The organism is Fictibacillus marinisediminis (assembly GCF_023149135.1).
Classification (GTDB): Bacteria; Bacillota; Bacilli; order Bacillales; family Fictibacillaceae; genus Fictibacillus_C; species Fictibacillus_C marinisediminis.
This window is the reverse complement of sequence record NZ_JAIWJX010000002.1, coordinates 114696-135531: the sequence shown is the minus strand read 5'-3', so window position 1 is coordinate 135531 and position 20836 is coordinate 114696. Positions and strand designations below refer to the sequence as shown.

At 44.3% G+C, this 20836-nt stretch carries 20 protein-coding genes and 1 other annotated feature; all 20 genes read right to left on the bottom strand.

Annotation, left to right across the window (positions count from 1 at the left end; all coding sequences use genetic code 11):
* Positions 1-100 precede the first annotated feature (100 nt).
* The 20 genes from fusA to epsC all read right to left on the bottom strand — a co-directional run bounded on the left by fusA (position 101) and on the right by epsC (position 20447).
* A complete protein-coding gene (gene fusA, locus LCY76_RS00765) occupies positions 101-2179 on the bottom strand; it encodes an elongation factor G (protein ID WP_248251078.1) in 2079 nt (692 codons plus the stop codon).
* Between the two features lie 79 nt (positions 2180-2258).
* Positions 2259-2729: a 30S ribosomal protein S7 gene (gene rpsG, locus LCY76_RS00760; RefSeq protein ID WP_053356201.1), complete on the bottom strand. Its 471-nt coding sequence runs from the start codon at positions 2727-2729 to the stop codon at positions 2259-2261.
* A gap of 45 nt (positions 2730-2774) precedes the next feature.
* Positions 2775-3197, bottom strand: coding sequence for a 30S ribosomal protein S12 (rpsL, locus tag LCY76_RS00755; protein WP_061975662.1), 423 nt, complete (start codon positions 3195-3197; stop codon positions 2775-2777).
* Positions 3198-3314: 117 nt separating this feature from the next.
* On the bottom strand, positions 3315-3563 hold the full coding sequence (locus tag LCY76_RS00750) for a 50S ribosomal protein L7ae-like protein (RefSeq protein WP_053356203.1): 249 nt from the start codon (positions 3561-3563) through the stop codon (positions 3315-3317).
* 83 nt (positions 3564-3646) lie between these two features.
* Positions 3647-7270 (bottom strand): DNA-directed RNA polymerase subunit beta', encoded by a 3624-nt coding sequence (rpoC, locus tag LCY76_RS00745; protein ID WP_248251077.1) that lies wholly within the window; start codon positions 7268-7270, stop codon positions 3647-3649.
* Positions 7271-7300: 30 nt separating this feature from the next.
* Positions 7301-10843, bottom strand: coding sequence for a DNA-directed RNA polymerase subunit beta (gene rpoB, locus LCY76_RS00740; RefSeq protein ID WP_248251076.1), 3543 nt, complete (start codon positions 10841-10843; stop codon positions 7301-7303).
* Between the two features lie 266 nt (positions 10844-11109).
* Entirely contained in the window at positions 11110-11712 is a 603-nt protein-coding gene (locus LCY76_RS00735) for a class I SAM-dependent methyltransferase (protein WP_248251075.1), read from the bottom strand.
* Positions 11713-12043: 331 nt separating this feature from the next.
* A complete protein-coding gene (rplL, locus tag LCY76_RS00730) occupies positions 12044-12406 on the bottom strand; it encodes a 50S ribosomal protein L7/L12 (RefSeq protein ID WP_248251074.1) in 363 nt (120 codons plus the stop codon).
* Between the two features lie 52 nt (positions 12407-12458).
* Positions 12459-12959 carry a 50S ribosomal protein L10 gene (rplJ, locus tag LCY76_RS00725; protein ID WP_053356208.1) on the bottom strand — a complete coding sequence of 167 codons (501 nt, stop codon included), beginning with the start codon at positions 12957-12959 and terminating at the stop codon, positions 12459-12461.
* Positions 12960-12999: 40 nt separating this feature from the next.
* Positions 13000-13147 (bottom strand) — a sequence feature (ribosomal protein L10 leader region).
* Positions 13148-13190: 43 nt separating this feature from the next.
* Positions 13191-13892, bottom strand: a complete 702-nt coding sequence (gene rplA / locus LCY76_RS00720) for a 50S ribosomal protein L1 (RefSeq protein WP_053356209.1) — start codon at positions 13890-13892, stop codon at positions 13191-13193.
* 200 nt (positions 13893-14092) lie between these two features.
* Positions 14093-14518 carry a 50S ribosomal protein L11 gene (rplK, locus tag LCY76_RS00715; protein WP_053356210.1) on the bottom strand — a complete coding sequence of 142 codons (426 nt, stop codon included), beginning with the start codon at positions 14516-14518 and terminating at the stop codon, positions 14093-14095.
* Positions 14519-14690: 172 nt separating this feature from the next.
* Positions 14691-15224, bottom strand: a complete 534-nt coding sequence (gene nusG / locus LCY76_RS00710) for a transcription termination/antitermination protein NusG (RefSeq protein ID WP_053356211.1) — start codon at positions 15222-15224, stop codon at positions 14691-14693.
* Between the two features lie 83 nt (positions 15225-15307).
* A complete protein-coding gene (gene secE, locus LCY76_RS00705) occupies positions 15308-15514 on the bottom strand; it encodes a preprotein translocase subunit SecE (RefSeq protein ID WP_248251073.1) in 207 nt (68 codons plus the stop codon).
* 141 nt (positions 15515-15655) lie between these two features.
* Entirely contained in the window at positions 15656-15805 is a 150-nt protein-coding gene (rpmG, locus tag LCY76_RS00700; protein ID WP_062240211.1) for a 50S ribosomal protein L33, read from the bottom strand.
* A 183-nt stretch (positions 15806-15988) separates the two neighbouring features.
* Positions 15989-16639 (bottom strand): RNA polymerase sporulation sigma factor SigH, encoded by a 651-nt coding sequence (gene sigH / locus LCY76_RS00695; RefSeq protein ID WP_053356214.1) that lies wholly within the window; start codon positions 16637-16639, stop codon positions 15989-15991.
* Positions 16640-16721: 82 nt separating this feature from the next.
* Positions 16722-17231, bottom strand: coding sequence for an NYN domain-containing protein (locus LCY76_RS00690; RefSeq protein ID WP_248251072.1), 510 nt, complete (start codon positions 17229-17231; stop codon positions 16722-16724).
* Positions 17231-17977, bottom strand: a complete 747-nt coding sequence (gene rlmB / locus LCY76_RS00685; RefSeq protein ID WP_248251071.1) for a 23S rRNA (guanosine(2251)-2'-O)-methyltransferase RlmB — start codon at positions 17975-17977, stop codon at positions 17231-17233. Before rlmB ends, LCY76_RS00690 begins: the two co-directional genes overlap by 1 nt.
* Complete coding sequence (locus LCY76_RS00680; RefSeq protein ID WP_248251070.1) at positions 17974-18399, bottom strand: Mini-ribonuclease 3; 426 nt, start codon at positions 18397-18399, stop codon at positions 17974-17976. Before LCY76_RS00680 ends, rlmB begins: the two co-directional genes overlap by 4 nt.
* Positions 18400-19800, bottom strand: coding sequence for a cysteine--tRNA ligase (cysS, locus tag LCY76_RS00675; protein WP_248251069.1), 1401 nt, complete (start codon positions 19798-19800; stop codon positions 18400-18402).
* Entirely contained in the window at positions 19797-20447 is a 651-nt protein-coding gene (gene epsC / locus LCY76_RS00670; protein WP_248251068.1) for a serine O-acetyltransferase EpsC, read from the bottom strand. The genes cysS and epsC overlap by 4 nt, the downstream gene beginning before the upstream one ends.
* Positions 20448-20836 lie beyond the last annotated feature (389 nt).

Below are 20836 nucleotides of genomic sequence, written 5' to 3'. Positions count from 1 at the left end.
TCCTTAATATGTGTAAAAAATTTATTTTTTATTTAAAACAGGCAGGTTGTCTGCCTATTTTAGATTACATGAAAAGCAAGCATGTTACAACTGGCAAGAATTATTGTCCAGTTGATTTTTTGATGATTTCTTCTGAAATTGATTTTGGTACTTCTTCGTAGTGGTCAAAGTGCATGGAATAAGTTCCACGTCCTTGAGTACGAGAACGAAGTGAAGTTGCATAACCAAACATTTCAGCAAGTGGAACCATCGCTTTAACGATTTGAGCATTACCACGAGCTTCCATACCTTCAACGCGTCCGCGGCGAGAAGTTACGTCACCCATGATGTCTCCCATGTACTCTTCAGGAACCGTTACTTCAACTTTCATGATCGGTTCAAGAATAGCCGGGTCGCATTTTGCTTTAGCGTTTTTAAGAGCCATAGATCCGGCAATTTTAAACGCCATTTCGTTGGAGTCAACATCATGGTAAGAACCGTCAACGATTCTTGCTTTAAGATCAAGCAACGGGAATCCTGCAAGCATACCATTTTTCATTGACTCTTCGATACCCGATTGTACCGCTGGGATGTATTCACGAGGAACAACACCACCGACGATTTTGTTTTCGAATACGAATCCAGATCCTTCTTCACCTGGTTCGAACTCGATCCAAACGTGTCCGTATTGTCCACGACCACCGGATTGACGTACGAACTTACCTTCAACTTTAGCCGCTTGGCGGATGGTTTCACGGTAAGCAACCTGTGGAGCACCTACGTTAGCTTCAACTTTGAATTCACGTTTCATACGGTCAACCAGGATATCAAGGTGAAGCTCACCCATACCTGCGATGATCGTTTGTCCTGTTTCTTCGTTAGTTTCAGTACGGAATGTTGGATCCTCTTCAGCAAGTTTCGCAAGCGCCATACCCATCTTGTCTTGGTCTGCTTTAGACTTCGGCTCGATAGATAGAGAGATAACTGGCTCTGGGAATACCATGGATTCTAAGATAACAAGGCTCTTTTCATCACAAAGTGTGTCACCAGTTGTAGTGTCTTTAAGACCTACAGCAGCTGCGATATCTCCAGCGTATACGATAGAGATCTCTTCACGGGAGTTTGCGTGCATTTGAAGGATACGTCCTACGCGCTCGCGCTTTCCTTTTGTAGAGTTCTGTACGTATGATCCAGAGTTAAGTGTTCCAGAATAAACACGGAAGAACGTTAACTTACCAACATAAGGGTCAGTCATAACTTTAAATGCAAGTGCAGAGAATGGTGCTTCGTCACTTGATTCACGAGTTACTTCTTCTTCTGAATCTGGAAGTGTACCTTTGATCGCAGGTACATCTACTGGTGATGGAAGGTAGTCAAGAACTGAGTCAAGCATAAGCTGAACACCTTTGTTCTTAAACGCCGATCCACAGATTACTGGATAGAACTCAACGTTACAAGTACCTTTACGGATACCTGCTTTGATTTCTTCGTTTGTAATCTCTTCACCTTCTAAGTATTTCATCATCAATTCTTCATCAAGCTCAGCTACCGCTTCGATAAGCTTTCCACGGTACTCTTCAGCAAGTTCCAAATGATCAGCAGGAATTTCACCTACTTCAATGTCAGTACCAAGGTCGTTACCATAGAATACAGCTTTCATCTCGATAAGGTCGATGATAGCTTCGAACTGATCTTCAGCACCGATAGGAAGCTGAATTGGATGTGCGTTAGCACCAAGACGTTCATGAAGTGTTTTTACAGAGTAAAGGAAGTCAGCACCAATCTTGTCCATTTTGTTAACGAATACTACACGGGGAACCCCGTAAGTTGTTGCTTGACGCCATACCGTTTCAGTTTGCGGTTCAACCCCAGACTGAGCATCGAGTACAGCTACAGCTCCGTCTAATACACGCAATGAACGTTCTACTTCTACTGTAAAGTCTACGTGTCCAGGAGTATCAATGATGTTGATACGGTGACCTTTCCACTGAGCAGTTGTTGCAGCGGAAGTAATTGTGATTCCGCGCTCTTGTTCCTGCTCCATCCAGTCCATTTGTGAAGCTCCTTCATGAGTTTCACCAATTTTATGGATACGACCTGTATAGTATAGTACACGTTCAGTTGTCGTTGTTTTACCAGCATCGATGTGAGCCATGATACCGATATTACGCGTATTTTTTAAGGAGAATTCTCTTGCCATGAATTTCTCTCCTTCCTATACATAGGAAATGATTTTTTATAGTGTGATAGAGACAGTTAAGAAACTGTCTCTTGTGTTTTTACCAGCGGTAGTGAGCAAACGCTTTGTTCGCTTCTGCCATTTTGTGCATATCTTCACGCTTCTTCACTGATGCTCCAGCATTGTTAGCAGCATCCATGATTTCGTTAGCAAGACGTTCTTCCATTGTCTTTTCCCCACGAAGACGAGCGTAGTTTGTTAACCAGCGAAGTCCTAGAGTCGTACGGCGCTCAGGGCGAACTTCAACTGGAACTTGGTAGTTAGCTCCACCAACACGGCGGGCACGAACTTCAAGTACAGGCATGATGTTCTTAAGAGCTTGTTCGAATACTTCCATAGGTTCTGTGTTTGTACGTTCTTTGATAATGTCAAATGCATTATAAAGAATGGTTTGTGCTACTCCTCTTTTACCGTCAATCATAATTTTGTTGATTAGACGAGTTACAAGTTTAGACTTGTAAATTGGATCAGGTAACACATCACGACGAGATACAGGTCCTTTACGAGGCATTGTGTCCCCTCCTTTCTCCTATTTATTTATGCATTATTTAAAAGCTTACTTTTTAGCAGCTTTAGGACGCTTAGTTCCGTATTTAGAACGGCCTTGCATACGGTTGTTAACACCAGCAGTATCAAGCGCACCACGAACGATGTGGTAACGTACCCCTGGTAAGTCTTTTACACGTCCGCCACGGATCAACACTACGCTATGCTCTTGAAGGTTGTGCCCGATCCCAGGGATGTAAGCAGTCACTTCAATTCCGTTAGTTAAACGTACACGAGCGTATTTACGAAGAGCCGAGTTCGGTTTCTTCGGTGTCATCGTACCAACACGAGTACATACTCCACGTTTTTGCGGAGAGGAAACGTTGGTTTGAGCTTTTTTGAAGCTGTTGTAGCCTTTGTTAAGAGCTGGAGAGTCAGATTTTTTACCTTTTGACTCACGGCCATTACGAACCAATTGATTAATTGTAGGCATTTGTTTTTTCCTCCTTTCCTTACGTTTTTCTAAGACCACTGAACCAGGTGGTTCATCTTTGGACAAAAGAAAGTTTTTGCGAGAGGCCACGCGGGTGACGTCGCAAAAACATTTATTTTATCCTTTTATCGCAACAGTTGCGGCTCCAACATCAATTCCGCAAGCTTTGCCAAGCTTTTTCATGGAATCGACTCTCGTAATCGGGACAAGTCTTTCCTGTGCAATCTGTAATACTTTACCGGTTACACGAGGGTCAGCATCATCGGCAACGACGAGCTCTTTAACTTCCCCGTTTTGCAAAGCCTTAATGGTTTGCTTAGTTCCTACGATAAAATCAGAAGCCTGTGTCACTTTTTCATAAGACATCGTTATATCCTCCAAAGTAACAATTCTTAGGAGCACTCAGATATAATATCACTGTTGTGCTCCCAATGTCAACACTTCTCTTATTAATCTTGTGAGACTAGCTCTGTTGCTTCGTGATCAGCAGTTTCACTTTCTTCTGTTGATACAGGAGAATCCATTCCTACATTTCTGTAAAGGGACATTCCAGTACCAGCCGGGATCAGTTTACCGATGATTACGTTCTCTTTCAATCCGAGCAATTCATCACGTTTACCTTTGATTGCTGCATCTGTCAGGACACGTGTTGTTTCCTGGAAGGATGCTGCAGACAAGAACGATTCAGTTTCAAGAGATGCTTTGGTAATACCAAGCAATACAGGGCGTCCTGTGGCAGGAATGCCGCCTTGAAGAAGAACCTTTCTGTTCACATCGGTAAAGGCGTGAATATCCATCAATGCGCCTGGCAGAACATCAGTGTGGCCGGCATCAATGATACGGACTTTACGAAGCATCTGGCGAACCATTACCTCTACGTGTTTGTCGCCAATTTCTACCCCTTGCATACGGTATACTTTTTGAACTTCACGCAGCAAGTATTCTTGAACGCCTTCTGCACCTTTAACTTTGATCAATTCTTTCGGGTCGATTGAACCTTCAGTAAGAACTTGCCCTGCAACCACAGCATCGCCTTCTGCAACTTTAATGCGGGCGCCGTATGGCACAGTGTAAGATCTAGTTTCAATCTCACCTTGAACAAGGATTTCACGCTTCTCTTTAGACTCATTAATATTGATCACTGTACCTTCAAGCTCAGAGATTAACGCCTGACCTTTCGGGTTACGTGCTTCAAACAACTCCTGGATACGCGGTAAACCTTGAGTGATATCGTCTCCTGCTACCCCGCCTGTATGGAAGGTACGCATTGTAAGCTGTGTTCCTGGCTCCCCGATTGACTGGGCAGCGATGATACCGACAGCTTCACCGACTTCAACATCAGATCCTGTTGCCAGGTTGCGTCCGTAACATTTTTTACAAACACCGTGACGGGTATCACAAGTAAATACTGAACGAAGCGTTACTTCTTCAATTCCTGCATCAACTACTGCTGCTGCAGAATCTTCCGTAATTTGCTCGTTTTTGCTGACAAGAACCTCGTTTGTTTCCGGGTGGTACACTGTTCTGAACACTGTACGCCCGACTAAACGCTCGTATAGGTTCTCGATCACTTCATTGCCTTCTTTAATAGCCGCAACTGTTAGACCACGGTCCGTTCCACAGTCATCTTCACGGACGATAACGTCCTGAGCTACGTCTACAAGACGGCGAGTCAAGTAACCTGAGTCAGCTGTTTTAAGTGCTGTATCGGCAAGACCTTTACGCGCACCATGTGTAGAGATAAAGTATTCGAGTACCGTCAGACCTTCACGGAAACTGGACTTGATCGGCAATTCGATGATTTTACCAGCCGGGTTGGCCATGAGACCACGCATACCGGCAAGCTGTGTAAAGTTAGATGCGTTACCACGGGCACCAGAGTCACTCATCATGAAGATTGGGTTTCTCTTATCAAGGGTAAGCATTAATTTTTGCTGAATCTCATCCTTCGCCTGGCTCCAGATGTTGATGACGCGCTCATAACGCTCGTCTTCTGTAATCAGACCGCGTCGGAACTGTTTCGTTACCGTAGTAACTTTTTCTTCAGCTGCGGTTAGGATGACTTGTTTCTCAGGCAATACGACGATGTCAGAAACACCAACGGTAATCCCTGCTTTTGTTGAATATTTGAATCCAAGCTCTTTCATACGGTCAAGCATCTTGGATGTTTCAGTAATTTTGAATCGTTTGAACACCTCTGCAATGATTTTACCGAGAATTCCTTTTTTAAACGGATCTACTTCATCATGCTTAGCGATTTCTTCTTTGATGTTCGCAGCTTGAGGAAGAAAATACTTCTCAGGCGTTTCAATTTGCAGGTTAGCTGTTGTTGGCTCGTTGATGTATGGGAATGACTCAGGAAGAATCTCGTTAAAGAGAAGCTTTCCGACAGTCGTCATTAACATCATATTTTGCTGGTGTTCTTTAAATGAAGGTTTGTTTAAAGTGGATACCGGAACAGCAATACGGGTATGAAGATGGACATAGCCATTTTCGTACGCAACGATTGCTTCATTCGCATCTTTAAACACAGACCCTTCACCAATCGCACCTGCACGCTCCATCGTAAGGTAGTAGTTACCCAATACCATATCCTGAGATGGTGTAACAACCGGTTTACCATCTTTCGGGTTCAAGATGTTTTGCGCAGCCAGCATAAGAATGCGTGCCTCAGCTTGTGCTTCAGCTGATAAAGGTACGTGAACCGCCATTTGGTCCCCATCAAAGTCAGCGTTGTAAGCTGTACATACGAGTGGGTGAAGACGGATAGCGCGTCCTTCAACCAGTGTAGGTTCAAACGCTTGGATCCCCAGTCTGTGAAGAGTCGGGGCACGGTTCAGCAATACCGGATGCTCTCTGATTACATCTTCAAGGACATCCCATACTTCCGGCTGAACACGTTCAACCTTGCGTTTCGCGCTCTTAATGTTATGAGCAAGACCTTTGGCAACAAGCTCTTTCATAACGAAAGGCTTGAAGAGCTCAAGTGCCATTTCCTTAGGAAGACCGCATTGGTACATCTTAAGGTGAGGACCTACTACGATAACGGAACGGCCAGAGTAGTCAACACGCTTACCAAGAAGGTTTTGACGGAAACGGCCTTGTTTCCCTTTTAACATATGGGATAGTGATTTTAGCGGACGGTTACCAGGACCTGTTACAGGACGGCCGCGTCGTCCGTTGTCGATTAGAGCATCTACCGCTTCTTGAAGCATACGTTTTTCATTCTGTACGATGATATTCGGCGCACCTAAATCCAAAAGACGCTTCAAACGGTTATTACGGTTAATAACACGGCGGTACAAATCATTCAAGTCAGATGTTGCAAAACGTCCTCCGTCAAGCTGCACCATCGGGCGAAGCTCAGGCGGAATAACAGGAAGAACATCCAGGATCATCCAGAATGGTTCGTTGCCGGAATGACGGAACGCTTCAAGCACTTCAAGGCGCTTGATCGCACGTGTACGACGCTGTCCCTGTGCAGTTTTCAGCTCTTCTTTCAGCTGATCGACTTCTTTTACAAGGTCGATGTCTTCAAGAAGGCGTCTGATGGCTTCTGCGCCCATTTGTGCAGTAAACCCTTGACCGTATTTTTCACGGTATGAACGGTATTCTTTTTCAGAAAGCAGCTGCTTTTTCTCCAGCGGCGTTTCACCCGTATCTGTCACCACGTAAGATGCAAAGTAAATAACTTCTTCCAGTGCTCTTGGAGACATATCGAGTACAAGACCCATACGGCTTGGTATTCCTTTGAAATACCAAATGTGCGAAACAGGTGCAGCAAGTTCGATGTGACCCATACGGTCACGTCGAACTTTAGCACGAGTTACTTCTACGCCACAGCGATCACATACGACACCTTTATAGCGGACACGTTTGTATTTTCCGCAATGGCATTCCCAGTCCTTTTGAGGTCCGAAAATACGTTCACAGAACAAACCGTCTTTTTCAGGCTTAAGTGTACGATAGTTGATCGTTTCTGGTTTTTTCACTTCTCCTCTTGACCAAGAACGGATCTTATCAGGAGAAGCGAGGCCTATTTTCATATACTCAAAATTGTTTACGTCTATCAAGGAGCAAACCTCCCTTATGATATCCTGTTTTTATTCACTTACAGTGTAAGATTCAAGATTTAAATTAAGCTTTTCACTCGCTTGATCTTCTTCATCATCAAGCTCGCGCATTTCAATTTCCTTATCGTCACCGGACATGATCTTAACGTCCATTCCGAGTGATTGAAGCTCTTTGATCAATACTTTGAATGATTCAGGAACTCCAGGTTCTGGTACGTTCTCACCTTTGACGATGGCTTCGTATGTTTTCACACGGCCCACAACATCATCGGATTTGACGGTTAGAATTTCTTGAAGAGTATAAGCAGCACCATATGCTTCGAGTGCCCAAACCTCCATCTCACCGAAACGCTGTCCACCGAACTGCGCCTTACCACCGAGCGGCTGCTGGGTAACAAGGGAGTATGGTCCAGTAGAACGTGCATGAAGTTTGTCATCGACCATGTGAGCCAGTTTGATCATGTACATGACACCAACTGAAACACGGTTGTCAAACGGAACTCCAGTTCTTCCGTCATAAAGAACGGTTTTACCATCTCGGGCCATTCCCGCTTCTTCAATGGTTGCCCAAACATCTTCTTCACGTGCACCGTCAAATACCGGTGTTGCCATGTGAACGCCAAGCTGTCTTGCAGCCATACCAAGGTGAAGCTCAAGCACCTGGCCGATGTTCATCCGGGAAGGTACACCCAGAGGGTTCAACATGATATCAATAGGTGTTCCATCTGGAAGGAACGGCATATCTTCTTCCGGCATGATGCGGGAGATTACACCTTTATTTCCGTGGCGGCCCGCCATCTTATCTCCTTCGTGAATCTTACGCTTCTGTACGATGTAAGCACGTACCAGCTGATTCACTCCCGGAGGAAGCTCGTCGCCGTCTTCACGGTTAAATACTTTAACATCCAGAATGATTCCATCTCCGCCGTGAGGCACACGAAGGGATGTATCACGGACTTCACGCGCTTTTTCACCAAAGATCGCGTGAAGAAGGCGTTCTTCAGCTGTAAGTTCAGTAACCCCTTTAGGTGTAACTTTACCTACGAGGATGTCTCCATCTTTCACTTCCGCACCTACACGAATAATTCCACGGTCATCCAGATTGCGAAGAGCTTCTTCCCCTACGTTCGGGATATCTCTTGTAATCTCTTCCGGACCTAATTTCGTATCACGGGCTTCTGATTCATATTCTTCAATATGGATGGATGTGTATACATCATCTTTTACCAGTCGTTCGCTCATGATGACCGCATCTTCATAGTTATAGCCTTCCCATGTCATGAAGCCGACAAGAACGTTTCGCCCAAGAGCGAGTTCTCCTTTTTCCATGGATGGTCCGTCTGCAAGGATTTCTCCTTTAACTACACGGTCGCCTTTGCTGACAATCGGACGCTGGTTATAGCAAGTTCCTTGGTTGGAACGTATGAATTTAAGGCAGTTGTAGCGGTCAAGCTGACCTTCTACTTCTTTCCCGTCAATAGTTTCAATGCGGCGTACTTGGACTTGTTTCGCAGTAACCTTCTCAACAATTCCTTCGTATTTACAGATAACAGCCGCACCAGAATCTTTTGCAGACACATGCTCCATTCCTGTTCCGACGACTGGCGCTTCCGGTACCATTAGAGGAACCGCTTGACGCTGCATGTTCGCACCCATCAGCGCACGGTTGGAGTCATCATTTTCAAGGAAAGGAATACAAGCTGTAGCAGCGGATACGACCTGTTTCGGTGATACGTCCATATAGTCGATGCGATCGCGTCTGACAATGGTGTTTTCACCGCGGAAACGTGCGATGACGTCTTCGTTCAGGAATTCCCCGTCTTCACCAAGAAGGGAGTTCGCCTGTGCTACCACATAGTTGTCTTCTTCATCAGCTGTCAGGTAATCGATTCGTCCTGTTACTTTACCAGTCTCAGGATCTACACGGCGATATGGTGTTTCAATAAAGCCGTACTCGTTTACTTTTGCATAGCTTGATAAGGAGTTGATCAAACCGATATTCGGTCCCTCAGGTGTTTCAATCGGACACATACGGCCATAGTGGGAGTAGTGAACGTCACGGACTTCGAACCCTGCGCGCTCACGCGTAAGTCCGCCGGGCCCTAGGGCTGAAAGACGGCGTTTATGCGTAAGTTCTGCAAGCGGGTTGGTCTGGTCCATAAACTGAGAAAGCTGAGAGCTTCCGAAGAACTCTTTGATTGCAGCAATAACAGGGCGAATATTGATCAGTGCCTGTGGTGTGATCGCATTTGTATCTTGAATCGACATACGTTCGCGAACAACACGTTCCATACGGGACAACCCGATGCGGAACTGATTTTGGAGAAGCTCGCCTACAGAACGCAAGCGGCGGTTTCCAAGGTGGTCAATATCATCTGTATTACCAACACTATGAAGCAAGTTGAAGAAGTAGTTAATAGATGCAATGATGTCAGAAACCGTAATGTTCTTTACTGATTTCTCAACATAAGCATTGCCAATTACTTTAATAACGCGCTCTCCATCAGCATCATCCGGAGCATAAATGTTAATAGACTGAAGCGGAATATCCTGATCTTCAGCTACCCCGCCTGCCGGAGTCACATGACGGAAACCAATGCCGTTCTCAAGATAAGGAAGTATCTTGTCCAGTGTACGGCGGTCGAGTAATGTTCCTGCTTCAGCAAGCACTTCGCCCGTTTCTGGATCAGCCAGTGTTTCAGCCAGCTTTTGGTTAAATAAGCGGTTTTTAATATGAAGCTTTTTATTGATTTTATAACGTCCTACACTTGCAAGATCATAACGCTTCGGATCAAAGAAGCGTGAGTCTAACAAACTCTTGGCGTTATCAACAGTAGGAGGTTCGCCGGGGCGAAGGCGCTCATAGATTTCTAGGAGTGCTTTTTCCGTACCTTCTGTATTGTCTTTATCAAGGGTATTTCTTAAATACTCATCTTCCCCAAGCAAGTCGATGATTTCTTGATCAGACCCAAACCCTAATGCACGAAGCAATACGGTAATAGGAATTTTCCTAGTGCGGTCAATGCGCACATATACTATATCTTTGGCGTCTGTTTCGAACTCAAGCCAGGCACCTCGGTTTGGTATAACAGTGGCAGTGAAACCCTTTTTACCGTTTTTATCAATCTTTTCACTGTAATAGACACTTGGTGAACGAACAAGCTGGGAAACAATTACACGTTCAGCACCGTTGATCACAAACGTGCCTGTATCTGTCATTAACGGGAAATCTCCCATAAATACTTCTTGCTCTTTCACTTCGCCAGTCTCTTTATTAATGAGACGCACCTTTACACGAAGCGGCGCAGCATAAGTTACATCACGCTCTTTTGATTCTTCCACAGGATACTTTGGCTCTCCGAGGCTATAGTCAATAAACTCTAGCACGAGATTTCCAGTGAAATCTTCAATCGGCGAAATGTCCTGGAACATTTCACGCAGTCCCTCATCAAGAAACCATTGATAGGAAGCAGTTTGAATTTCGATTAAGTTCGGTAATTCAAGCACTTCGCTAATTCTTGCGTAACTTCTTCGTTGGCGGTGGCGTCCAAACTGAACTAGTTGACCTGTCAACTGATTCACCCCTCAAATCCAGCGTTTTTTCTTGTTCCTATATACTCTAACATTCTATTATTGAATGTCAGAAAGACAAAAAGAAAAAGGGTTTTTATTAAAACCACAATTTCAATCGAGCAACAGATTATATAATTTTGTCCAAATTCTTCTCTTGATATACCTTAAAAGGTTGTAATATCGAGGTTTTTTCTGCATTTGAACACAAGGGCAGAAAATGTGAATTCATTGGCATTTTATAATATTAGCATAGACTCCATACAGAGTCAACGTTTTATCGCTCGAATAATATAATACCCTTTGCTTTTTGAAACAGTCTCCACTTCCGCAAATACGGATTGAAGTTTTTCAATCGCAGATGGAGCACCTTGTTTCTTTTGAATGACGATCCATAATTCCCCATCAGTCTGCAATTTATCATACGAATCTTCAAACAGCTGATGGACAACCTTTTTTCCTGCACGGATTGGCGGGTTTGTAAGAATGGCCGCAAATCCCATTTCTGCAACATTTTCAAACAGGCTGCTTTTTCGCACTTCGATGTTGGAGATCCCGTTTTTCTTCGCGTTTTCCGCAGACAATTCCAGGGCGCGCTCGTTAATGTCCACCATCAGCACACGCCGGCTTGGATTTTCTTTAGCAATCGCGAGTCCAATCGGCCCATAGCCGCATCCAACATCCAAATAATCTCCTTCAATTCCCGGAGATACAAATTCTTCAATCAGCAATCGGCTTCCGAAGTCTACTTCCTTTTTTGAAAAGACACCGGAATCAGATGTGAATTTGAACTCATGGTTTCTAAGCGTAAACGTCCAGTTTTTCGGATCGCTCTTTACGTCCGGCCGCTCAGAATAATAATGACCACCCATGTTCATCTTCCTTTCCTTAAAAGGAATTCCTGTTTTCAGTATGACCAAGATTACTCAAGATAAGCGCAAGTGCCCTGTTTAAGTCCGACAAGCGCTGGAACTCTTGCCCCTCAACACGCTTTTTGTGTTGAGGGGCAAGAGTGAAGCGACCTAAGACGAATTGTGGTTTTTCAATTCGTCCTCCGAGGACTTATGCTGAAAACAAGAAATACGTTTTCAGCCCTGGGCGCTGGAGCTGGACAATACTTCGCCGAATGCTCCATAGTTTTTATGCTTTCTTATCCTCCAAATAAAAAGGTCCGCCTGTTGGCGAACCCTTTTTGATTTAAAATTACTTAACTTCTACAGAAGCTCCAACCTCTTCAAGTTTAGCTTTCATTTCTTCAGCTTCTTCTTTAGCAATGCCTTCTTTAACATTGCTTGGAGCGCCGTCAACTAGTTCTTTAGCTTCTTTAAGACCAAGTCCTGTAAGCTCACGAACTACTTTGATAACTTTGATCTTAGAAGCGCCAGCGCTTGTAAGAACTACATCAAATTCAGTTTGCTCAGCAGCAGCGTCTGCACCAGCAGCTCCACCAGCTACAGCTACAGGAGCTGCAGCAGTTACACCAAATTCTTCTTCAATTGCCTTAACTAGGTCGTTAAGTTCTAAAACTGTCATAGTTTTTAAGCTTTCAATGATTTCTTTAGACATTATAATTTCCTCCTTAGTTAGTTAAATCTATAAATCAGTTAAAACGCAAAGCTTATGCGCCTTGTTCTTCTTTTTGTTCAGCAACCGCTTTAGTAACCAACGCAAAGTTGCGAATTGGAGCTTGAAGCACGCTGAGTACCATAGAAAGAAGTCCTTCGCGTGATGGAAGATCTGCAAGAGCTTTAACTTCCTCAACCGATGCGATACGGCCTTCAATTACACCAGCTTTGATCTCAAGAGCATCATTTTCCTTAGCAAAGTTGTTAAGAATTTTAGCTGGAGCTACTACATCGTCATTGCTGAATGCAATTGCTGTAGGACCAACCAAATGCTCGTTAAGCTCAGATAAGCCAGTTTCGTCAGCTGCACGTCGAGCCATTGAGTTTTTGTAAACTTTAAACTCGATCCCAGCATCACGAAGTTGTTTACGAAGCTCAGTTACTGCCGCTACAGTCAAACCGCGATAGTCAACAAGAATTGTTGATTTGCTCTCACGCAATTGTCCAGCGATATCAGAAACCAATTGCTTCTTAGTTTCAAGAATACTGCTCATCCTTACACCTCCTGTAGAATAGTCTAGTCATCTTCATACCGTAGCCATAAGAAAAGCCTTCATGTTAGACATGAAGGCGTAGTGTCAGAAATTAAGCAATCAATAATTGATTTATTCTGTGCTACACACCTCGGCAGGATAATTAAGCATTAAGCCCCCGCTGTCTACGGCATGACATAGATATTTATTTACAACATTAACAACTATAACAGTCTAATTAATGTGTGTCAACTATTTTTTAAGAGAAAAGTTAGATGGGTTAACTTTGATTCCAGGTCCCATTGTAGAAGAGATTGCTACGTTACGAACGTAAGTCCCTTTCGCAGCAGCTGGTTTCACTTTAAGCAATGTGTCGATGATTGTACCAAGGTTCTCAGCCAACTTGTCGTTGTCGAAAGAAACTTTACCGATCGGCACGTGAATATTTCCAGCTTTATCTACACGATATTCTACTTTACCAGCTTTAATATCGTTAACCGCTTTTTCAACTTCAAATGTAACTGTACCAGTTTTAGGGTTAGGCATTAAACCTTTTGGCCCTAATACGCGTCCAAGACGACCAACTTCAGCCATCATGTCTGGTGTTGCTACGATTACATCAAAATCAAACCAACCTTGTTGGATTTTGTTGATGTAGTCAGTATCGCCTACGAAATCTGCTCCAGCAGCTTCTGCTTCTTTCGCTTTTTCGCCTTTAGCAAATACTAGCACACGTTGAGTTTTACCAGTTCCGTGCGGAAGTACTACAGCGCCACGAACTTGTTGGTCCGCTTTCTTAGGATCTACTCCAAGACGTACTGCTACTTCTACAGACTCATCAAACTTAGCTGTCGCAGTCTTTTTAACAAGCTCGATTGCTTCAGAAGCTTCATAAGATTTTTGGCGGTCTACTAATTTAGCCGCTTCTTGGTATTTCTTTCCTTTTTTAGCCATTGTAAAAATTTCCTCCCTTATGTGGTTTAGCGGATATTCCTCCCACTTAAGCGGTCTCTCGAGATTTTGAGGCCGCCATGCCTTTTGGGAACGCCGATGATTATCATGCGTTCCGTCCGGCTTTGGTTCCATTAATAAAGGTTGCGAACCGTTACCGGTAGGATGTCTCCTTTACTCGCAACCCTTTGGAAGCATTAGAATTAGTCTTCGATAACAATTCCCATGCTGCGTGCTGTACCTTCAACCATACGCATTGCAGATTCAACATTTGCAGCGTTTAGGTCAGGCATTTTTGATTCTGCAATTTCGCGAACTTTATCACGTTTTACAGTTGCAACTTTTTTCTTGTTCGGCTCACCTGAACCAGACTCGATTCCAGCAGCTACTTTTAGTAGAACAGCAGCCGGAGGAGTTTTAGTGATGAATGTAAATGAACGGTCTTCAAAAACCGTGATTTCAACCGGAATGATTAAACCAGCTTGATCAGCAGTACGAGCGTTAAACTCTTTACAGAATCCCATGATGTTAACACCAGCTTGTCCTAGTGCAGGTCCAACCGGTGGTGCCGGATTTGCTTTACCAGCAGGGATCTGAAGCTTTACCATTTTAATAACCTTTTTAGCCACGCGACACACCTCCTTAAGTCCGTGATGTGGTATATGGGTATGATATACCCTCCCACTCAAAAATACGCTTCCCCCTTGCTTAGGAGAAAGCAGTTGTTTAGAAATATCAAACATTAAAAAGTCTATCACTTTTTAAGTTGGATTTCAAGTGTTTTTGAAATTACTTCAAAAATTAAAGCTTGACGACCTGGTTGAAATCTAATTCAACCGGGGTTTCGCGGCCAAACATATTCACGTGAACTTTGAGTTTTCGTTTCGTCGGATCGATTTCTTCGATGGTACCGACAAAGTCAGCAAACGGTCCTTCTTTAACTTTGACTGCTTCCTTCAGCTCATAATCCACTTCGATGCGAGGCTCTTCCATGCCCATGCCTTTAAGAATGTGTTCAACCTCTTCAGGCAAGAGCGGAGTCGGTTTTGAACCCGCTCCTGCAGATCCGACGAATCCTGTAACACCCGGCGTATTTCGAACCACATACCATGAATCATCCGTCATGACCATTTCAGTCAAAACATATCCAGGAAACACCTTTTTCATAGCGGTTTTTGTTTTGCCGTTCTTGATTTCTGTTTCTTCTTCAACAGGAACCAGCACACGGAAGATCTTGTCCGACATTCCCATTGATTCCACGCGCTTTTCCAGGTTCGTTTTCACTTTGTTTTCATACCCTGAATAAGTATGAACGACATACCAGTTTTTTTCCATATTCATCGGGACAACCCGTGTCCTTTCCCTCCTAAGCGGATATACTCTAGCATTGTATCCAGTTATGTTTCTATATAATCAAACTAGTCTAAAATGAGTTCAATAAGCTTTGAAATGCCAAGATCAACTGCCCAGAAAAAGATTGCCATCAAAACCACTGTTACGAGCGTTATAGTTGTATAGCGGATCAGCTCATCACGTTTCGGCCAGCTTACCTTTTTCATTTCCTTCTTAACGTCGGATAAAAACTTTGCAGGTGATTTCCTTGTTTTTTCAGCAATGTCAGCCATCATGTTACCCCCATTACCTGATTGATATATGAGTAAGAAAAGCGCATGCGATCTGGGTGGGCGCTGCAGCTAGACATAGCCCTGCCGAATTCCTCACAGTCTTACCTTTCTTACTTTGAAAACAGCCGGCTAGCCGGCCTTTTATTTCGTTTCTTTGTGGGTAGTGTGCGCATTGCAATGACTGCAAAACTTTTTAACCTCGATACGTTCAGGATTTTCTGCCTGGTTTTTCATGGTGGTATAATTTCGGCTGTTGCATTGACCGCAGGCTAAAATAACTTTTTTTCGCATAATAACACCTTCCGTGCTGTTAAGACCCACTCATCCACGATATCTATACTACTTTTACCACATTATCACAGCCCAAAAGGCTTGTCAATAAAGGTCGGAACGGCTCATGAGAGAAGATCGTGCCCTTTCGGGTTCCGGAAAACTTTATTGAAATAAAAAAAAGAAAAGCAGGGGGATCCCTGCTTATAACGTTATTTCTCTTAACTCAAGATATCGTTCGAGCTTCCTTTTCACCCGCTGCAATGCATTGTCGATCGATTTCACATGCCTGTCCAGATCGATCGAAATTTCCTGATACGATCTTCCGTCCAGGTAGAGCATCAGCACTTTTCGCTCGAGGTCACTCAATATCTCTCCCATTTTCAGTTCAATATCATCAAACTCTTCCTGGTTAATGATCAACTCTTCCGGATCGGTAACCTTCGTCCCGCAAATTACATCCATCAGCGTCCTGTCCGATTCTTCATCATAGATCGGCTTGTCCAATGATACATAGGAATTGAGCGGAATATGTTTCTGCCTTGTGGCTGTCTTAATAGCCGTTATCATTTGCCGCGTGATGCACAGTTCGGCAAAAGCCTTAAAGGATGAAAGCTTGTCCTCTTTATAATCCCTGATTGCCTTATAAAGGCCAATCATGCCTTCCTGGATGATATCCTCCCGGTCAGCTCCGATTAAAAAGTAGGATCTAGCTTTTGCGCGCACGAAGTTTTTATACTTGTTAATTAAAAATTCCAGTGCAGCACTGTCTCCTTCATGGACATGTTCAACCAGACTTTCATCTTCAATCTGTTCATAATCCAGAACCGTCATTTCTTTGAGGTAAATGCTCACGACAATCCCCCCGTCAGAGCCTGAATGCAAGGCAAAATATAACAATATTATACAGCATGTCATGAAAAAGCGTCAAGATTGTTTATTTTTGACCTCTTCGCCATTTTTCGAATATTTCAGCTACTTCCTCGGACAGGGAGATGCTGGAAAAGTTTCGTTCTCTCGCTTTCTTGACTTTCCGTCCAATTCTTTTCTCTATATCGTCCATTTCGACCTTTAGTTCTCGGGATGACTTTCTTAAAGCGCCTTTGGCAAAAACAACCCATTGCTCCGTATAATCGGAGGTTGCTACAAAGATGCGTGTATTCACATTTTTGTACTCTGAAGCCAGCCTCTCGATTCTTTCATCCGCCGTTTCATTTTCCCTTGTGAAAATCACTTCAACCTTGTAATTCTTTGCTTTCTTCTCCATTCCAGCTACCATATGGGCATCGAATACAATGATGACCCGGCAGCCTGTAAAGGCCTGATACTCTGCCATTTTTTCAATCAGGATATCGCGTGCTTTTGCAAAATCCGTATCCTTTAATGACCGGAGTTCAGGCCAGGCGCCTATGACATTATAGCCATCAACGAGTAAAATAGTATCCATTATGATGACAGCGGATGGCGTTTGCGGTAAACCTCATACAATAAAAGGCCGGCTGCGACTGAAGCATTGAGAGAAGTAACTTTCCCTTCCATCGGCAGCCGTACAAGAAAGTCACACGTATCTTTAACCAGCCTGCCCATGCCCTTGCCTTCACTTCCGATGACAAGTCCGATTGGCATATCAAGTCCGGCTTCCCTGTAATCTTCCTTTCCTTTCATATCGGCTCCTACAAACCAAATGCCGCGCTCCTTAAGCTCTTTCATTGTTTGTACGATGTTGGTCACACGGACGACCGGAATATATTCGATCGCTCCAGTTGAGGCCTTTGCTACAGCTGCCGTCAATCCGACCGCCCTCCGCTTAGGGATGATAATTCCGTGGGCGCCTGCTGCGTCTGCCGTACGCATAATGGATCCGAGGTTGTGGGGATCTTCAATCTCATCAAGGATGATGAAGAAAGGCTCTTCACCTTTTTCCTCTGCTTTTTTAAATAAATCATCGATCTCTGCATATTCGTATGCGGCAACTGCAGCGATCACTCCTTGGTGATTGCCTCCGTCACTCAGCAGATCGAGCTTGCGCTTCGGAACAAATTGCACGAGGACATTGTTCTCCTTCGCCATATGAATGACCTGGCTGACCGGCCCTTTCTGTGAGCCTTCACCTACAAATATTTTGTTTATGTCTCTTCCCGCACGCAATACCTCAAGTACAGGGTTTCTGCCAATAATAAATTCTTCGCTCATTTTTTTCCTCCCTCTCCCGCCTGTTCGACGAAAGAAACTACTTTTTCAAAAATGGTCTGTAACCGCTCTTCATTCCCAAGCAGATGATGATAGCCAATAATCGCTTCAAAGCCTGTCCCATATCTGTACGTTTGTACATCTGTGTTTTTGGGCACGGAACCTTGCTTTGCGTTTCTGCCCCGCATAATGACACTAACTTCCTCTTCGTCAAAAAATTTCTCTTCAAGCAAGCGAAGAACCACGGAAGCCTGGGCCTTGGCTGAAACATATTTGGTTGCCAGGGTATGAAGCCGGTTCGGTTTCACCTGGCCGGTATGGATGAGGTGATGCCGTACAAATGTTTCAAGCACAGCATCTCCCATATAAGCCAGCGTCATCCCGTTCAGCTGCTTTATATCCGAACTCGAAATCTGTCTGCCCATTTATTGCCTCTTCCAGCGGACACCCTGCGGAGTATCCTCCAGGATGATGTTCATATCCTTCAGCTGGTCACGAATTTCATCGGCCCTCGCAAAATTACGGTCTTTTCTTGCTTTGTTGCGTTCTTCGATCAGTGCTTCAATTTCTTCATCGAGCAGTTCTTTTTCTGCTGACAGGGTCAAACCAAGTACGCCGGTTAGCTCTTCAAAGAGGGTGATAAAATCAGACAGCACACCTTTGGATGTATTTTCAGACTGCAGGTAAACGTTAGCTTCCCTGGCCGCGTCAAACAAGACAGCAATTCCGTTGGCTGTATTAAAATCATCATCCATCTCAGAAATGAAGTCATTTTTAAACTGCGAAACTTTCGCTTCCCAAACTGATGTATCTTCCGCCAGGTTCGCACTGACTTCCTGTCTGTGTTTCAAGTTCTCGTATGCTGTACGGATTCGATTCAAACTGGCATGTGCACTTTGAAGCAGTTCATCACTGAAATTGATCGGATTTCGGTAGTGCACCGCCAACATGAAAAAGCGGATGACTTGAGGATCATATTCTTTGATCATGTCATGGACGAGAACAAAATTCCCAAGCGATTTGGACATTTTTTCGTTATTGATATTAATATAGCCGTTATGCATCCAATACTTAGCCATCGGCGCTTCGTTCAGGGCTTCGGACTGAGCAATCTCATTTTCGTGATGCGGAAAGGTAAGATCCTGGCCGCCGCCATGAATATCAATGGAATCACCAAGGTATTTTTTAGCCATGGCCGAGCACTCGATATGCCATCCCGGACGTCCATTGCCCCAAGGGCTTTCCCAGAAGATCTCCCCTTCTTTCGCCGCTTTCCACAATGCGAAATCCAACGGATCCTTCTTAATTTCACCCACTTCGATACGTGCTCCCGAACGAAGGTCATCGATCGACTGATGAGAAAGCTTGCCGTATCCTTCAAACGAGCGGGTTTTAAAATAAACATCGCCTTTTGCTTCATAGGCATAGCCTTTTTCAATCAGCTTGCTGATAAAATCAATGATTTCAGGCATCGTTTCGGTCACCCGCGGGTGGTGGTCCGCTTTTTGTACACCCAACGCGCAAACATCTTCATGATAGGATTGGATAAAACGCTCTGCGACTGACGGCACATCAGTACCAAGCTCTTTTGCCGCCTTAATGAGTTTGTCATCCACATCCGTAAAGTTAGAAATAAAGTTTACATCATAGCCGCGATATTCGAGATAGCGCCTTACGGTATCAAAGACGATGGCCGGACGCGCGTTGCCAATATGAATATAGTTGTAGACGGTTGGTCCGCATACATATATCTTTACTTTCCCTTCTTCGAGAGGTTTGAATACCTCTTTTTGACGCGTCAACGTATTATAAATAACTAAACTCATCGTACTTCACTTCCCTTTCGTAAACGTTCAATCTCTTCCTGCAATCGTTCCAGCTCTTCCTGAACCTCTCTGAACTGAGAGGCCACCGGATCAGGCAGGTTACAATGATCCAGTTCCTTGCCAATTTTCATTCCATCCTGGATAACAATCCGCCCAGGAATCCCAACAACTGTCGAATTCGGAGGTACATCCCGCAAAACAACAGATCCTGCTCCTACCTTAGAATGTTTCCCAATTGTGATGGATCCCAATACTTTTGCACCTGTCGCAATTAAAGCATGATCCTCAATGGTAGGGTGGCGTTTCCCTTTTTCTTTACCAGTACCACCAAGTGTTACCCCCTGATACAAGGTAACATCATTACCGATAATACAGGTCTCCCCTATCACCACACCCATACCATGGTCTATAAAAAACCGGCGCCCGATCTGTGCACCCGGATGAATCTCAATTCCTGTAAAAAAGCGGCTGATCTGCGAAACGACGCGGGCCCAAAACAAAAAGTTTCGTTTGAACAACTTATGTGCCAGCCGATGTGCCCATATTGCATGCAGGCCAGAGTAGGTAAGAACAACCTCCAGCTTGCTGCGTGCTGCCGGATCATTCTCAAAGACAGCCTGTATATCCTCCCTCATGCGTTTCAACATTGTAATCCCCCCTTAGTTAGAAAAGCTGAAGCAGGCGTTTAGGGCCGAAAGACGGTGGAACACTTACACAGCAACACGCTTTTTGTGTTGTGGTGGGAGTGTGAATCGGCCGAGGCCCTGCCTGCTGAAGCTGGATCAAGATAAAGAAAACACGCTTTGTGTTGTTAACAAAGCGATGTTGCACTTATGCCCTGCGGGTAAAAGCTGAAGCAACCTTCAAATACTTTAGCGCAACCCGCTAGTTTACCGTAATCCCCATTTGGCCAGTAAACGTGTGCTTTTCGCCAGTAAATTTTCATTTTGGACAGTAAATGTGCACTTTCAGACAGTAAACCCTTCATTTCCGCCAGTAAACCTATCCATGACCCTTGGCTCTGCCCCGCTCCAAC

Excerpts from the sequence above, each read along its gene's own strand:
- rplJ (WP_053356208.1), bottom strand. The coding sequence starts at position 12,959 with ATGAGCAGTATTCTTGAAACTAAGAAGCAATTGGTTTCTGATATCGCT.
- LCY76_RS00735 (WP_248251075.1), bottom strand. The coding sequence starts at position 11,712 with ATGGGTGGTCATTATTATTCTGAGCGGCCGGACGTAAAGAGCGATCCG.
- cysS (WP_248251069.1), bottom strand. The coding sequence starts at position 19,800 with ATGAGTTTAGTTATTTATAATACGTTGACGCGTCAAAAAGAGGTATTC.
- rplL (WP_248251074.1), bottom strand. The coding sequence starts at position 12,406 with ATGTCTAAAGAAATCATTGAAAGCTTAAAAACTATGACAGTTTTAGAA.
- LCY76_RS00680 (WP_248251070.1), bottom strand. The coding sequence starts at position 18,399 with ATGGGCAGACAGATTTCGAGTTCGGATATAAAGCAGCTGAACGGGATG.
- rpsG (WP_053356201.1), bottom strand. The coding sequence starts at position 2,729 with ATGCCTCGTAAAGGACCTGTATCTCGTCGTGATGTGTTACCTGATCCA.
- rpsL (WP_061975662.1), bottom strand. The coding sequence starts at position 3,197 with ATGCCTACAATTAATCAATTGGTTCGTAATGGCCGTGAGTCAAAAGGT.
- rlmB (WP_248251071.1), bottom strand. The coding sequence starts at position 17,977 with ATGAGCGAAGAATTTATTATTGGCAGAAACCCTGTACTTGAGGTATTG.
- epsC (WP_248251068.1), bottom strand. The coding sequence starts at position 20,447 with ATGTTGAAACGCATGAGGGAGGATATACAGGCTGTCTTTGAGAATGAT.
- nusG (WP_053356211.1), bottom strand. The coding sequence starts at position 15,224 with ATGGAAAAAAACTGGTATGTCGTTCATACTTATTCAGGGTATGAAAAC.
- rpmG (WP_062240211.1), bottom strand. The coding sequence starts at position 15,805 with ATGCGAAAAAAAGTTATTTTAGCCTGCGGTCAATGCAACAGCCGAAAT.
- LCY76_RS00690 (WP_248251072.1), bottom strand. The coding sequence starts at position 17,231 with ATGGATACTATTTTACTCGTTGATGGCTATAATGTCATAGGCGCCTGG.
- secE (WP_248251073.1), bottom strand. The coding sequence starts at position 15,514 with ATGGCTGACATTGCTGAAAAAACAAGGAAATCACCTGCAAAGTTTTTA.
- rplA (WP_053356209.1), bottom strand. The coding sequence starts at position 13,892 with ATGGCTAAAAAAGGAAAGAAATACCAAGAAGCGGCTAAATTAGTAGAC.
- fusA (WP_248251078.1), bottom strand. The coding sequence starts at position 2,179 with ATGGCAAGAGAATTCTCCTTAAAAAATACGCGTAATATCGGTATCATG.
- LCY76_RS00750 (WP_053356203.1), bottom strand. The coding sequence starts at position 3,563 with ATGTCTTATGAAAAAGTGACACAGGCTTCTGATTTTATCGTAGGAACT.